This is a genomic window from Acidovorax sp. FG42 (genome assembly GCF_057809195.1).
In genome coordinates, this window is the sequence record NZ_JBMDJM010000019.1 from 1 (window position 1) to 14,602 (window position 14,602).

General features: G+C 66.6%; 13 protein-coding genes. 8 read left to right on the top strand and 5 right to left on the bottom strand.

Annotated elements, in window-relative coordinates:
- Together ACODSM_RS18060 and ppa are read right to left on the bottom strand one after the other, a co-directional pair.
- The coding region (locus ACODSM_RS18060) for an MCP four helix bundle domain-containing protein (RefSeq protein WP_488806426.1) at window positions 1-904 on the bottom strand (904 nt) is incomplete at its 3' end.
- Window positions 905-1,125: 221 nt separating this feature from the next.
- Window positions 1,126-1,662, bottom strand: a complete 537-nt coding sequence (ppa, locus tag ACODSM_RS18065; RefSeq protein WP_015013642.1) for an inorganic diphosphatase — start codon at window positions 1,660-1,662, stop codon at window positions 1,126-1,128.
- A 256-nt stretch (window positions 1,663-1,918) separates the two neighbouring features.
- Between ppa and ACODSM_RS18070 the strand changes: the two genes are divergently transcribed.
- Together ACODSM_RS18070 and ACODSM_RS18075 are read left to right on the top strand one after the other, a co-directional pair.
- Window positions 1,919-4,000 (top strand): sodium-translocating pyrophosphatase, encoded by a 2,082-nt coding sequence (locus ACODSM_RS18070; RefSeq protein WP_343734832.1) that lies wholly within the window; start codon window positions 1,919-1,921, stop codon window positions 3,998-4,000.
- 97 nt (window positions 4,001-4,097) lie between these two features.
- The gene (locus ACODSM_RS18075) at window positions 4,098-6,479 is read left to right on the top strand and encodes a DUF1631 family protein (protein WP_488806427.1); all 2,382 of its coding nucleotides are present in this window, start codon (window positions 4,098-4,100) and stop codon (window positions 6,477-6,479) included.
- Between the two features lie 210 nt (window positions 6,480-6,689).
- On the opposite strand, the gene ACODSM_RS18080 is transcribed toward ACODSM_RS18075, so the two are convergent.
- From ACODSM_RS18080 to ACODSM_RS18090, 3 genes are read right to left on the bottom strand one after another with little or no spacing between them, the layout of a single operon-like run.
- Window positions 6,690-8,132 (bottom strand): sensor histidine kinase, encoded by a 1,443-nt coding sequence (locus ACODSM_RS18080; RefSeq protein WP_488806428.1) that lies wholly within the window; start codon window positions 8,130-8,132, stop codon window positions 6,690-6,692.
- The gene (locus ACODSM_RS18085; protein ID WP_488806429.1) at window positions 8,129-8,821 is read right to left on the bottom strand and encodes a response regulator; all 693 of its coding nucleotides are present in this window, start codon (window positions 8,819-8,821) and stop codon (window positions 8,129-8,131) included. Before ACODSM_RS18085 ends, ACODSM_RS18080 begins: the two co-directional genes overlap by 4 nt.
- 24 nt (window positions 8,822-8,845) lie before the next feature.
- Complete coding sequence (locus tag ACODSM_RS18090; RefSeq protein WP_488806430.1) at window positions 8,846-9,232, bottom strand: PepSY domain-containing protein; 387 nt, start codon at window positions 9,230-9,232, stop codon at window positions 8,846-8,848.
- A gap of 113 nt (window positions 9,233-9,345) precedes the next feature.
- Here ACODSM_RS18090 and ACODSM_RS18095 point away from each other — a divergent pair, with 113 nt between their 5' ends.
- From ACODSM_RS18095 to ACODSM_RS18120, 6 genes are all read left to right on the top strand, one after another.
- Window positions 9,346-9,750 carry a DUF1924 domain-containing protein gene (locus ACODSM_RS18095; RefSeq protein WP_488806431.1) on the top strand — a complete coding sequence of 135 codons (405 nt, stop codon included), beginning with the start codon at window positions 9,346-9,348 and terminating at the stop codon, window positions 9,748-9,750.
- Between the two features lie 278 nt (window positions 9,751-10,028).
- The gene (locus ACODSM_RS18100; RefSeq protein WP_488806432.1) at window positions 10,029-10,553 is read left to right on the top strand and encodes a diheme cytochrome c; all 525 of its coding nucleotides are present in this window, start codon (window positions 10,029-10,031) and stop codon (window positions 10,551-10,553) included.
- A gap of 40 nt (window positions 10,554-10,593) precedes the next feature.
- A complete protein-coding gene (locus ACODSM_RS18105) occupies window positions 10,594-11,361 on the top strand; it encodes a cytochrome b/b6 domain-containing protein (RefSeq protein WP_488806433.1) in 768 nt (255 codons plus the stop codon).
- A 30-nt stretch (window positions 11,362-11,391) separates the two neighbouring features.
- A complete protein-coding gene (locus ACODSM_RS18110) occupies window positions 11,392-11,556 on the top strand; it encodes a rubredoxin (protein ID WP_291445642.1) in 165 nt (54 codons plus the stop codon).
- A 112-nt stretch (window positions 11,557-11,668) separates the two neighbouring features.
- Window positions 11,669-14,200 (top strand): cation-translocating P-type ATPase, encoded by a 2,532-nt coding sequence (locus ACODSM_RS18115; RefSeq protein ID WP_488806434.1) that lies wholly within the window; start codon window positions 11,669-11,671, stop codon window positions 14,198-14,200.
- Window positions 14,201-14,214: 14 nt separating this feature from the next.
- Window positions 14,215-14,601, top strand: a complete 387-nt coding sequence (locus tag ACODSM_RS18120) for a VOC family protein (protein ID WP_488806435.1) — start codon at window positions 14,215-14,217, stop codon at window positions 14,599-14,601.
- Window position 14,602 lies beyond the last annotated feature (1 nt).

Consider the following 14,602-nt stretch of genomic DNA (forward strand, 5'->3'; position numbering starts at 1 on the left):
CTGTGCGCGCGCTCAGGTCGTTGTTGCCGGAGGCAATCTGCGCGCTGGCTGAGGCTACGCCTTCGGCGTTTTGGCGCACGCCCGACACCACCCGCGCCAGATTGGCCCGCATGTCGCCCAGCGCGTTGAGCAGCTGGCCCATTTCATCCTTGCCGCCCGAAGGCACTTCAGTCGCCAGGTCGCCATCTGCAATGGCGCGGGCAGCCAACACCGCATGGTGGGCCGGACGGGTCACGGCGCGGGTGATGGCCACGCCCAGCACGGCGGCCAATGCCACACACAGCGCAAGCGTGCCCAGCACCCAGGCGCGCGCCACATTGAACACCGTTTTCGCTTCCTCGTTGGCTTGCAAGGCGGCCTCTGAGTTGATCTTTTGCAGCTCGCCCAGCGTTTCGGCAGTGGCCACAAAAGCTGACTCCGACTCGCCCGAATACAGCATGCTCAAGGCGTCAGCGGTCAGCTCCATGGTCTCGGCGGTACTGAAGTCCACGCCCTTGGCAATGTCTGCCAGCTTGTCCTGCAGAGCCACATAGGCCGCCTTGCGGGTCTTGTAGGCGTTGAATACCTCGCGTTCCTTGGGCATGTCGATGAGCGGCTCGTAGACCGCCTCGACGCGGCTGAGGTCCTTGTGGCGCGCGGCGACTTGCTCGGCAAACGCCTTGACCTCGGCCGCGCTGCGCGCGCCGACCATGCCCGCCTCTGCGCGGCGCATGCGGTTGAGCAGCACGCGCAGCTCGCCCGTTTGCGTGACGCTGGGCAGCAGGTTGGTGGCGATCTCCTCGGCGTTGGCGTGGATGCGGGACATTTGCACCAGCGCAATGGCGCCGAGCAAGGCGGTCAGCAACACCACCGCCAGGAAACCCGCCGCCAGCTTGACGCCAATGCGCAGATCAGAAATTTTCATGAATCACCTCAAAGTACCTCGAAACACCGGAACAGCCGCAGCCATGTAACAAAATGCAGTCTATCAGCGCGCCCAGCCGCACATGGCGCGGCTTTTCCCTACCCTGGCAGGGTGCTACCCACAAAAAAACACGCCACCCGAGGTGGATGGCGTGCTTTTATTTTGATAGCATCTGGTGCATATCACACCAGCGCTACGGGCAGAAATCGCCCAAAGGGCTATCAGGCCTGCGACTTCTTGTAGTTGTCGATGCCGTCGGTGATTTCCTTCTTGGCAGCGTCGATGCCTTCCCAGCCCAGCACCTTGACCCACTTGCCCTTTTCCAGGTCCTTGTAGTGCTCGAAGAAGTGGGCGATGGCGTTGCGGCGCATGGCGTTCACGTCATCGATGGTCTTCCAGTGGTCGTACATGGGCAGGATCTTGGAGGTGGGCACGGCAATCACCTTGCCATCCACACCAGCCTCGTCTTCCATCATCAGAATGCCCAGGGGGCGGCAGGGCACGACCACGCCGGGGAACAGCGGGTAAGGCGTGATCACCAGCACATCCACCGGGTCGCCGTCGCCCGACAGCGTCTGCGGCACATACCCGTAGTTGGTGGGGTAGTGCATGGCGGTGGTCATGAAACGGTCCACAAAAATGGCGCCCGATTCCTTGTCCACTTCGTACTTGATCGGGTCGGCGTTCATCGGGATTTCGATGACGACGTTGAAGCTGTCAGGAACGTTCTTGCCTGGGGGGACGTTGTTGAGGGACATGTCTTTGGATAGTGGTTTGTTGACGATAACCCGCGAGGCCTTCGGCACTGATGCAGCGCAACGAAGCGTCGGGATTAACCCTGATTTTAGGCGCACGCCCCTTTCTGCCCGCTTGCAAACCGGCGTTTGCCTGTAAATTGGGTCCGTTGGCCAATCGGCTCCTGCGCAAAACGCATGGGTAGCACGAGGAAGCAACGCAGCGGGGAAACCACCGATGCGTTGGTCCCCCTCCGTGCAACACACCAAGGAGAATTGAATGGCTGCAAGTTCAGCACTGACATCCCCTCTCATCCTGGCCCTCGTTTGCGGGCTCATCGCGGTGGCCTACGGCATCTGGGCCCGGGGCTGGATTCTTTCCAAAGACCCGGGCAACGCCCGCATGCAGGAGATCGCCGCCGCCATCCAGGCGGGCGCAGCCGCCTACCTCGCCCGCCAGTACAAGACCATTGCCCTCGTCGGCGTGGTGCTGGCGGTGCTGATCGGCGTGTTTCTGGACGGCACCACGGCGATTGGCTTTGTGGTGGGCGCCGTGCTCTCGGGCGCCTGCGGCTTCATCGGCATGAATGTGTCGGTGCGCGCCAACGTGCGCACCGCGCAGGCGGCCACCCACGGCATCGGCCCGGCGCTGGACGTGGCGTTTCGGGGCGGCGCCATCACGGGCATGCTGGTGGTGGGCCTGGGGCTGCTGGGTGTCACGGGCTTTTACTGGTTCCTGGCAGGCAACGGCAACCACACGCCCACGGCCCACCTGGCCACCTTGCTCAACCCATTGATCGGCTTTGCATTCGGCTCGTCGCTGATCTCGATCTTTGCGCGCCTGGGCGGCGGCATTTTCACCAAGGGCGCTGACGTGGGTGCCGACCTGGTGGGCAAGGTGGAGGCCGGCATCCCCGAGGACGACCCGCGCAACCCGGCCGTGATTGCCGACAACGTGGGCGACAACGTGGGTGACTGCGCGGGCATGGCGGCCGACCTGTTCGAGACCTATGCCGTGACGCTGATCGCCACCATGGTGCTGGGCGCCCTGATGGTAGCCACGGCCCAGGTCAATGCCGTGGTGTACCCGCTGGCGCTGGGCGCCGTGTCCATCGTGGCGTCCATCATCGGCTGCTTCTTTGTGAAGGCCTCGCCCGGCATGAAGAACGTGATGCCCGCCCTGTACAAGGGGCTGGCGATTGCGGGCGTGCTGTCACTCATTGCCTTCTACTTCGTCACGCTGTGGATCATGCCGGACAATGCCGTCACGGCCACGGGCTCGCAGCTGCGGCTGTTTGGCGCTTGCGCTACCGGCCTGGTGCTGACGGCCGCACTGGTCTGGATCACCGAGTTTTACACCGGTACGCAATACGCGCCCGTGCGGCACATCGCCCAGGCATCCACCACCGGCCACGGCACCAACATCATTGCGGGCCTGGGCGTGTCGATGCGCTCCACGGCCTGGCCCGTGGTGTTTGTGTGCACCGCCATCATCGTGGCCTACGGCCTGGCCGGCCTGTATGGCATTGCGGTAGCGGCCACGTCTATGCTGAGCATGGCGGGCATTGTGGTGGCGCTGGATGCGTATGGCCCCATCACCGACAACGCGGGCGGCATTGCCGAAATGGCCGAGCTGCCCAGCAGCGTGCGCGACATCACCGACCCGCTGGACGCCGTGGGCAACACCACCAAGGCCGTGACCAAGGGCTACGCCATCGGCTCCGCCGGCCTGGCCGCACTGGTGCTGTTTGCCGACTACACCCACAAGCTGGAAACCTATGGCCGGGCCGTGAGCTTCGACCTGTCGGACCCGATGGTCATCGTGGGCCTGTTCATTGGCGGGCTGATCCCGTACCTGTTCGGCGCAATGGCCATGGAAGCGGTGGGCCGCGCCGCAGGCGCCGTGGTGGTGGAGGTGCGCCGCCAGTTCAGCACCATCAAGGGGATCATGGACGGCACGGGCAAGCCCGAATACGGCAAGGCCGTGGACATGCTGACCACCGCTGCCATTAAGGAAATGGTGATCCCCAGCCTGCTGCCCGTGGTGGTGCCGATTGGGGTGGGCTTGCTGCTGGGCCCGAAGGCGCTGGGGGGCCTGCTGATGGGGACCATCGTCACCGGGCTGTTTGTGGCCATCAGCATGTGCACCGGCGGTGGCGCGTGGGACAACGCCAAGAAGTACATCGAAGACGGCCACCACGGCGGTAAGGGCTCTGAGGCGCACAAGGCCGCCGTGACCGGTGACACCGTGGGCGATCCCTACAAGGACACGGCTGGCCCGGCCATCAACCCGCTGATCAAGATCATCAACATCGTGGCACTGCTCATCGTGCCGCTGGTGGTCAAGTTCCACGGCGGGTAAAACCGCCCCACCATCGTCAAAAAGGGGCCTCTGGCCCCTTTTTGACGCGTAACATTGCATCCATTGCAGTAGCCACCGGTCCGCCGCCCCACTGAAGATGGCCTTGACACACAACAACACGTCCGCCACCGTCCCGACCGGCAGCATCGTTGCCCCCCAGCAGCGCATCGTCCAGATCGCGTTGACCCAGGCCCGGCCTGTGGTGGAACGCGTGATAGAGACCACACGCATGTCCCTGCAAGCGCGCCTAGACAGTGCACGCACCCCCGGCGAGCACAACGCCATGCAGGAGGCCCGCCAGCAACTGGTGCGACTGGCCTCGGTGATGGCCGAGCGTTATCCCGACGCAATGCGCAAGGCCCTGGACGAGGACACCGCGCAAGGCGACGTCAAGCCCACGCGCTCCCTGTTCACCGTGAACTTTGACGACCTCGAACTGATGGACGAGGCGCAGATCAACGACAGCGTGGAGCGAGCCCGCGCACGGCAGGTGCTCGTCACGGCCGTGGAAGGTCCCCTGGCTGACCTGGACGCACTGGTCTGCGCCGCACAAGGCCTGCCCCGGGTGCAGCCAGAACACAACCCGCTGCGCCCCGACGTCTTCTTGCAGGCCCTGCAGTCCGTGGTGTCGCAGATGCAGGTCACGCCCCAGGTGCGCCACGACTGGATGGGGCTGATGGCCCAGGCACTGGGTACCGAGCTGCGCAGCCTGTACCTGGCGCAGATCGACCAGCTCAAGCAAAGCGGCGTGAAGCCGGTGGGCTATGCCATGCGGCAGGCCACGGGCGAGGTGGTCTATGTGGCGCCGGCCGAGGCCGGGGTGTCCCCCGGCTTCGCCGCCGATAACGATTTGTACGTGGCGTCGTCCACCAGCGCGGGCGACCCGCTGCTGACGCTGGACCGCCTGCGCCGCCTGCTGCTGGGCGAGTTCAATGACGCAGCCGCACCTGCAGAAACACATGCCCCGGCCAACGACAGCCAGGAATCGTTTGCAGAGCGGTTTGCGCGGGAGTTTGAAGACCCGGCACAAGGCTTGCCGCACATCGACCCACCAGCCACTGACTTTGCGATGACGGTGCCTGCAGCGTTTGAGGCGCTGCAAGAGATGAACCAGGTGGGCCAGATGATGGAGCGCCTGGGCACGCCACGCACGCCAGCAGCCCCTGGCGCAGACGGCCACCCTGCTACCGCGCAGCGGGCGCAGGTGCAGGGCCTGGGCCAGGCCTTGAGCATGGAGGTGGTGGCGCTGATGGTGGACAACATTGCGCGCGACACGCGGCTGCTGTGGCCGGTGCAACAGTTCATCCGCGCGCTGGAGCCGGCGCTGATGCAGCTGGCGCTGTCCGACCCGCGCTTCTTCAGCCACAAGGAGCACGCCGCCCGCCGCCTGCTGCAAGACATCGCCGACCGCAGCCAGGCCTTCAACAGCCCCGAAGCCCCGGGTTTCCAGAGCTTCATGCGGTCGCTCATGCACATTGCGGGGCCGCTGGCCACCGCCACCATTGAAAGCGCTGATGACTTTGAGCAGGTGCTGCAGCAGCTGCACGCCAAATGGGCCGAGAAAGACCAGGCGCTCAAGCAGGAGCGCCAGCGCGCGATCGAGGCCCTGCAGCATGCCGAGCAGCGCCACCTGCTGGCCGCACAGATATCCCGCGAGCTGTGGTTGTTGCCCAGCATGGGCAAAGTGCCCGATGCGATCTCCCGCTTTCTGCTGGGCCCCTGGGCCCAGGTCATGGCCGAGGCACGCCTGTCAGCCAAACCCGGCACAACAGACCCGGGCCGCTATCAGGAGCTGGTGGACGCGCTGATCTGGAGCGTGCAACCCGAGCTGACGCGCGCCAACACCGGCCAGCTCGCCCGCCTGCTGCCCAAACTGCTGCCCAAATTGCGCGAGGGCCTGGCATCCATCGACTACCCTGCCGACCGCACAGAGGCTGTCTTCGAGTTGCTGATGCAGCTGCACCAGCAGGCCTTCACCCCCGGGCCCAGGGTCGCGGCGCCAGCCCCTGCTGCACCGGTCACTGCAGCACCGATGGCAACGCCCGCTGCAGAGCCAGCACAACCCGCCCCTCTCGACGACGACGATCCCTGGGTGGCCCCCTCCGAGGCCCGGGAGTCCGGCTATATCGATATCTCGCAATCCCCCGAGAGCGAAGGCGCAGACTCTGCACCCGAGGCTGCACCCAGCAACGCTGCGCCCCTGCAGCTGCCCGCGTCCACCATCACCGTGGGCACATGGGTCAACCTGCAGGTGGCGGGCCAGTGGGAGCGCACGCAGCTCTCCTGGATCGGCTCGCACGGCAACCTGTTCCTGTTCACCAGCGCCTCGGGCCGCACCCAGTCGATGACCCTGCGGCTGCTGGACCGGTTGCTGCAACAAGGCTACCTGCAGGTTCTGGCCGAGCAGACCGTGGTGGACAACGCCCTGAACGCTGTGGCCCAGACCGCCATGCAAAACAGCGTGGAAAGCAGGCACTGAACGCCGCTTGCACAACAGGAGTGGTCAAACACCGCAGACGGTGATAACCTGTTTTCATTACTCCAAGGCTTTGCAGAATTCAGGGGAATTTGTCAGGGCCTTAGCCCGCTTTGGCGGGCTTTTTTCATGGATTTCCGCTTTGGCGGGCTTTTTCTGTGCATCCCACTTTGGCAGTTTTTTGGGGCACTTCGCAGCGAGGGTCGCTGCGGCTCAATGAGCGTTTGCAGCCGGCAGGGTGAGCGTCGCCCGCAAACCGCCAAGGCCTGCAGGCTCCAGATCCAGCCGCCCGCCGTACAACGCCGCCAGGTCCTGCACGATGGCCAGACCCAGCCCCGTTCCGGGCACGGTTTCGTCCAGGCGCACACCGCGTTCCAGCGCTTGTGCACGCTGCGCGGCATCAATGCCAGGGCCGTCGTCCTCCACCGCAACCACCAGTTGGGGCTGCGCAGGTTCAGATCCTGCGGGCAGCAGCTGCGCCTGCAAGCGCACTGCGGACCGAGCCCACTTGCAGGCGTTGTCCAGCAGGTTGCCCAGCATTTCCTGCAGGTCCTGCGCCTCGCCCGCGAAGAACAACGGCACCGGAGGCGGCGCAACGGTAATGTCCAGCGCTCGGTCCGCATGCACCTTGTTCATCACGCGCACCAGGCCCTCCACCACCGGCTGCAGCGCGGTGCGCTGCCCGGGCAAGTGCGCCGACGCCGCCACCCGCGACCGCGCCAGGTGCCAGTCGATGTGCCTGCGTGCCACCACCACCTGCTCGCGCACCAGCGCCGCCAGCTCCGGGCCATGGGTGGGTATTTGCGCACGGGCCGCGTTGTCCAGCACCGTGAGGGGCGTCTTGAGCGCATGGGCCAGGTTGCCCGCCTGGGTGCGTGCGCGCTCCACCACCTCGCCATGGCGGCGCAGCACGGCATTGAAATCATCGACCAGTGGCTGCACTTCGGCAGGGAAGCTGCCTTGCAATTGCGAAGCGCGAGCCTCTTGCACGTCTTGCACCGCACGCTGCAGCGCCTGCAGGGGTTTGAGCCCCAAGGCCACCTGCGCCCAGGCGGCGGCGGCCAGCAGCACCAGCAGCACCGCCAGCGACAGCGCCAGCACGCCCGTGAACCGGGCGGTGGCCGCCTGCGTGGCGTGCAGGTCGGCGGCCACCATCAAGCGCCAGCGCGCTGCATGCACGCCCTCTGCGCGCACCGTGCGCTCCAGCACCAGCAAAGGCGCGCCCTGCGGTCCGGTCATCTCGTGCACATGCACGGCGCCATCGGCCAACGCATCCACCTGCAGCGCCAGGCTGGTGTCCCACAGTGAGCGCGAGCGCAACACCCCTGCCCGCTCCCGCCCGTCGGGCGCCATGGCATCCACCTGCCAATACAGGCCAGAGTAGGGCTTGAGCCAGCGCGGGTCCGACAGCGCCTCGGCCGCAATCACCGGCTGCCCCTGGGCATCAAACTCCAGCCGCGCCGTGATCTGGTCCAGCTGCAGCTGCAGCGCGGCTTGAAACTGCTGCTGCACATGCTCGCGGAACAACCCGCTCAGTACCAGCCCGGCCAGCACCATGGCCACGGCCACCCCCGCCAGCGTGACGGCCAGCAGCCGCACCCGCAACGACCGGGACCAGTGCACAGGCGGCGCAGGTGACGTACCACGCACGCTCATGGCGGCACCAAGCGGTAGCCCATGCCACGCACGGTCTCGATGCGGGCCGAAGCCGCCGGATCCGCCGACGAACCGGCAGAGGGCGACATCTTTTTGCGCAGGCGCCCCACAAACACCTCGATGGTGTTCGAGTCCCGGTCAAAGTCCTGCGCGTAGATGTGTTCGGTCAGCTCGGCGCGCGAGACCAGCACGCCGGGCCGGTGCATCAGGTAGTCAAGCACCTTGTATTCATGGGCTGTCAGCGTCACCGGCTGGCCCGCGCAAGTCACGCGGCCGCTGCGGGTGTCCAGCGACCAGTCTCCGCACTGCAGCACGGCCGACGCCTGCCCGCTGGCGCGGCGGATGAGTGCGCGCAGGCGCGCCAGCAGTTCTTCGAGGTGAAAGGGCTTGGTCAGGTAATCATCGGCACCGGCGTCGATGCCTGCGACTTTTTCGTGCCAGTTGTCGCGCGCGGTGAGGATCAGCACCGGCATGTTGCGCCCCGCAGCCCGCCAGCGCTTGAGCACTGTGAGCCCGTCCACCACCGGCAGGCCCAGGTCCAGCACCACGGCATCCACCGCCTCGGTCTCTCCCAGAAACTGCGCATCGCGGCCGTTGTCGGCCTCGTCCACGGTGTAGCCCGCGCCTTGCAGCGCCGTGCGCAGCTGGGATCGCAGCAGGGTGTCGTCTTCTACCAGCAGGATGCGCATGGAGGTGTTAGGGTCGGAAGGGTGTCAGCGATTGTCCCGGCTTCGCAGCCGATCTTCGCGCGATTCTCGCGACCGCACACGCAGCACCTCGGCCGTGCGCGCATCGAGCTTGACCTTGGTCAACTGCCCGGCAGGCGTCAGCAGCTTGATCTCGTAAATCCATCGCTCGCGCTCCTGCTCCAGCTCCACTTCCAGCACCTGGCCGGGCACCTCGCGCTGCAGGCGCTCCAGCACCGTGGGCAGCGGCAGTACCTGGCCCGCCTGCACAGCCTCACGGGCGCGGTCATGGTCGTCCTTGCCGCTGGCCACGGCGGGTGGCATGGCCAGTGCGGCAGCGCACAGCACACAGGCTGCCAGACGCGAGCGCCAGTCTGGGTGGCCCGCTGGAACAGGAAGGAAGGAGAAAAACATGGCCGCATTGTCCCGCGCGAAATCTGAACAGCCGATGAACAGACCTTTCACGCGCCGTTCAGACAGGGATTTCAACAATGGCCCCACAAGAAAAAACCCACGAGGACCCTGGCATGACTTCCCTTCGCACACTGACCTTGGCCGCGCTATGCGCACTGGCGGCCGCTGGCACGAGCCAAGCCGCCGACACCACAGCCGCCCAACAGCTTGCCCACTGGAGCGAGCAGGCCGGCAGCCCCGGCAACGCCGACAAGGGCAAAGTGTTCTTCAACACGCGCCATGGCGGCGAGTGGTCTTGCGCATCCTGCCACGGCACACCGCCCACCGCGCAGGGCAAACATGCCAGCACCGGCAAGCCGATTGCGCCCCTGGCCCCAGCCTTCAACCCCAAGGCCTTTACCGACACCGCCAAGGTGGACAAGTGGTTCCGCCGCAACTGCAACGACGTGCTGAGCCGTGAATGCACGGCAGTGGAAAAGGCCGACGTGCTGGTCTACCTCAACGCCCTCAAGCCCTAAGAGCCTGTTCACGACCTCCCAGGGGCCGCGTTGGAGCGCAATCGGGATGAGCGGGTGCTTCGGATGCGCCGCATGGGCTCATGCCCATGCAAGCAGCCGGGGCGTCCAATCGCCCGATTTCGCTCCAACCCTTCGGGCAGTGGTCTTTGCGGACGGTCTGCGGCGTTGCGGCGCTTGCCAATAGCACAGGCTATTGGCAGCGCACCGCGCCTTGCATCCCACCCCGCAAAGACCGCTGCGCGACCCCTGGGAGATCGTGAACAGACTCTAAAAACACCATGAAAAAACCAGTCCCATTACGCCCTGCAGCCCTGGCCGCCGCTGCGTGCGCGCTGACCCTGCTGTCCCTCTCCAGCGCCAACGCGGACAGCGGGCGTGCCATGCCCCGCAATGTGCCCAACGCCTACACGCAGGAATGCGCCGCCTGCCACACCGCCTACCCGCCCGGCCTGCTGCCCGCAGCGTCGTGGAACCGCGTGATGACGGGCCTGGGCAACCACTACGGCACCGACGCATCGCTGGACGCGGCCACCGTGCGCCAGCTCAACCAGTGGTTGCAGGCCCACGCCGGCACCTATAAGCGCGTGAACGAAGAGCCACCCGAGGACCGCATCACCCGCTCGGCCTGGTTTGAACGCAAGCACCGCAAGATCGAACCCGCCACCTGGAAGCTCGCCAGCGTGAAAAGCGCCGCCAACTGCGCGGCCTGCCACACAGGCGCAGACCAGGGGCAGTTTGACGAACACAACCTGCGCATGCCTGTAGGGCTGGATGCCCGCTCACGCCGCGCCTGGAACGACTGAGAGCGGTAAATCTGACCTGCGTCCCATCAAGGAAAACACGATGAACAACACACCTACCCTCCACCGCGCCGACGCCTCGGCGCAACCCGCACCCGCCAAGGCCCCCAGCCGCCGGGTGACCGATGCGCCCACGCGCATGTTCCACTGGCTGTTTGCACTGTGCTTTGCCGGGGCCTACGCCACGGCCGATGGCGAGCACTGGCGGCTGCTGCACGTCACACTGGGCTACACCATGGCGGGGCTGCTGGGCTTTCGCCTGATGTATGGCATCTTCGGGCCACGCACCTCGGGCCTGGGCCTGCTGGGGCGCAAGCTGGCGGGGGCGCCCGCATGGCTGCGCGCCCTGCCCCAGGCCACATCGGTCACGCAAATCAACTGGCGCCAGGGCCAGAACCTGCTGATGGCGCTGGCCATCGTGCTGCTGCTGGCGCTGGTGGTGCCCCTCACCCTCAGTGGCTACGCCACGTACAACGACTGGGGCGCTGCGCTGGGTGGCAACTGGATGGGCGAAGCGATGGAAGAAGTGCATGAGTTCTTCGGCAACGCTCTTCTGTTTGTGGTGTTGGCCCATATCGCGCTGATTGCTGGCTTGAGCGTGCTGCGCCGCAAGAACCAGGCCCTGCCCATGCTCACCGGCCGGGTGGAGGGCAAGGGGCCCGACCTGGTCCCCAAGAACCGCACCTGGCTCGCCGCCCTGCTGCTGATCGCAACCCTGACCTTTGGCGCCTGGCAGTGGCAGCAGTCGCCCAGCGGATGGGTGGCCAACGGCACATCGACCGAACGCCAGCGGCACCACGATGACGACTGACGCCCAACCCCATGACGAAGGAACCACGCCATGAAAATCTACATGTGTGCCGTTTGCGGCTGGATCTACGACGAGGCTGCAGGCCTGCCTGACCATGGGATCGCGCCCGGCACCCGCTGGGCCGACGTGCCCAACGACTGGCGCTGCCCCGAATGCAATGTTGGCAAGGCAGACTTTGTGATGTGTGAGGTGTGAAGAAGGCAGGTGAGATGCGGCGCACTGCGCTCCGTCAGGGCGGCTGACACCAGCGCGCGGTATAACTGTGACACCGCTGCGACCCTCCTTGCAACGCAGCGTCACGCCCCACATGCCCACTACTGACTCCTCCACTGGCCTCGACCCGGCCCTAGCCGCCCAGCGCCTGCGTGAAGAAGGCCCCAACGAACTGGACATCAGCCAACGCCGCACGCTGCGCGACATGGCCTGGGACGTGGTCACCGAGCCCATGTTCCTGCTGTTGCTGGGCGCAGGTGCCATCTACCTCGCCATGGGCGACGCGCACGAGGCGCTGATCCTGCTGGGCTTTGTGGTGATCATCATGGCGATCACGGTGCTGCAGGAGCGCCGCACCGACAACGCGCTGAACGCCCTGCGCGACCTCTCCAGCCCCCGCGCGCTGGCGCTGCGCGGCGGCACCCTGGTGCGCATTGCAGGCCGCGACGTGGTGCGCGAAGACCTGCTGATGATTGCCGAGGGCGACCGCATCCCCGCCGACGGCACGCTGCTGCAGGCCCACGAGCTGGCCGCCAACGAGTCGATGCTGACCGGCGAATCTGAGCCCGTGGCCAAACAACCGGCGGACAAGGTGTTTGCAGGCACGCTGGTGGTCAGCGGCCAGGGCCTGCTGCAGGTGTCCGCCGTGGGCCGCCACACGGAGCTGGGCCGGATTGGCCAGTCACTCGACACCATTGCCCTGCAGGCCTCGCCGCTGCGCGAGGAAATGGCGCGGCTCACACGCAAGCTGGTGGTCATCGGCCTGTCGCTGTGCGCGCTGCTGGTGGCCCTGTTCTGGGCGCTGCGGGGCGACTGGCTGCAGGCCGTGCTGGCGGGCATCACGCTGGCCATGGGGGTGTTGCCGCAAGAGTTGCCCGTGATCATGATCATCTTCCTGGCCCTGGCCGCGCGGCGGCTGGCGGCGCAACAGGTGCTCACGCGGCGGCTCAACGCCATCGAGACGCTGGGGCAAACCACCGTGCTGTGCGTGGACAAGACAGGCACCCTGACGCAGAACCGCATGGCAGTGGCGGCGCTCTGCATTGCAGGCCAGGAACTGGATGTGCAGAACCTGCCCGCCGCAGCGGACGGCAGCGCGCTGCCCGATGCCTTCCACGAGCTGCTCGAATACGCCGTGCTGGCCAGCGAGATCGAGCCGCACGACCCCATGGAGCAGGCCTTTCACCGCATGGCGGCAGACCACCTGGTGGACACCGAGCACCTGCACCCCGCATGGTCACTGGCGCGCGAGTACGAGCTATCACCCCAGCTGCTGGCCATGAGCCACCTGTGGCGTGACGGCACCTCGGCGCACGACACGGTGGCCACCAAGGGCGCGCCCGAAGCCGTGGCCGACCTTTGCCACCTGCCCGACGCCGAGCGCGCCGCCGTCAGCGCCCAGGCCGCACGCCTGGCCGACCGGGGCCTGCGGGTGCTGGGCGTGGCCAAGGCCCAGCACCGCACGCAAGACACCTGGCCCGACGCCCAGCACGACTTTGACTTTGAGTGGCTGGGCTTGGTGGCCCTGGCCGACCCGCTGCGCCCGGAGGTGCCCCAGGCCGTTGCGCAGTGCCGTCAGGCGGGCATTCGCGTGGTGATGATCACCGGCGACCACCCCCGCACCGCGCGCGCCATTGCCGCCCAGGCGGGCATCGCCAACGACCGTGTGATCACCGGCGACGAGCTGGCACAGATGCCGCCCCAGGCGCTGGCCGACCAGGTCCGGCAGGTCAACGTGTTTGCGCGCATCAAGCCGCACCAGAAGCTCGCGCTGGTCGAAGCCCTCAAGGCCCAGGGCGAGGTGGTGGCCATGACCGGTGACGGCGTGAACGACGCCCCGGCCCTCAAGGCCGCACACATCGGCATCGCCATGGGCCAACGCGGCACCGACGTAGCCCGCGAGGCTGCGGCCCTGGTGCTGCTGCACGATGACTTCGCCGCCATCGTGCTGGCGATTCACCGGGGGCGGCAGACCTTTGCCAACCTGCGCCAGGCCATGGTCTACACGCTGGCGGTGCATGTGCCCATCATTGGGCTGGCGCTGCTGCCGGTGCTGTTCGGGCTGCCGCTGGTGCTGGCGCCGCTGCACATCGCGTTTCTGGAACTGGTCATCGACCCGGCCTGCTCCATCGTGTTCGAGGCCGAAGAAGGCGCGGCCGACCTCATGCAGCAGCCGCCCCGCGCGGCCAACGAGCCACTGCTGTCCGCCCGCCACATCCTGCTGAGCGTGCTGCAGGGCAGCGTCGTGACGGCCGCCGTGGTGGGCCTGTATGCCTGGCTGCTGGGCCAGCCCGCCCATGCCGCCACCGCCAGCACGGCCGCGTTTGTGGTGCTGGTGGCCGCCAACGCCGCACTCATCCTGCCCAGCCGCAGCAGCCAGACAAGCTGGCGCAGCCTGTGGGCAGGCCTCACCCCGGTCAGCCTGTGGGTGGCAGGCGGCACGCTGGCCGCGCTGGCGGCCATCACCACCGTGCCCTGGCTGGCCAATGCTTTCCGGTTTGTGCCGCTGTCGCCCCTGCATTGGTTCATGGCTTTGCTGGCCGGGCTGCTGCTCACGGTGGTGTTTGCTGCCAACAAGCGGTGGCTGCGACCCAAGGCACCAGCGCTCCGTCCTTCACCCGCCTGACTCTGCCCCACACCATGCCCATCGTCCTGGATTCACTCGACCACGTCGTGCTCACCGTCGCCAGCATCGACAAAACCATTGCGTTTTATGAGCGCGTGCTGGGCATGACCGCGCGGGAGTTCAAGCCCCAGCGGTACGCGCTGCACTTCGGCGCGCAAAAGATCAACCTGCACGAAGTGGGCACGGTGGTGGACCCCAATGTGCGCCACGCCACGGCGGGCTCGGGCGACCTGTGCTTTCTCACCCGGATGCCGCTCGAAGACGTCATCGCCCACCTGCAGGCCGAAGGCGTCGCCATCGTGCAAGGCCCGGTGGGCGCAACGGGCGCACGCCACCGGCTGCGCTCGGTCTACATCTACGACCCGGACGACAACCTGATCGAGATTGCCAACGAGGTGTGAG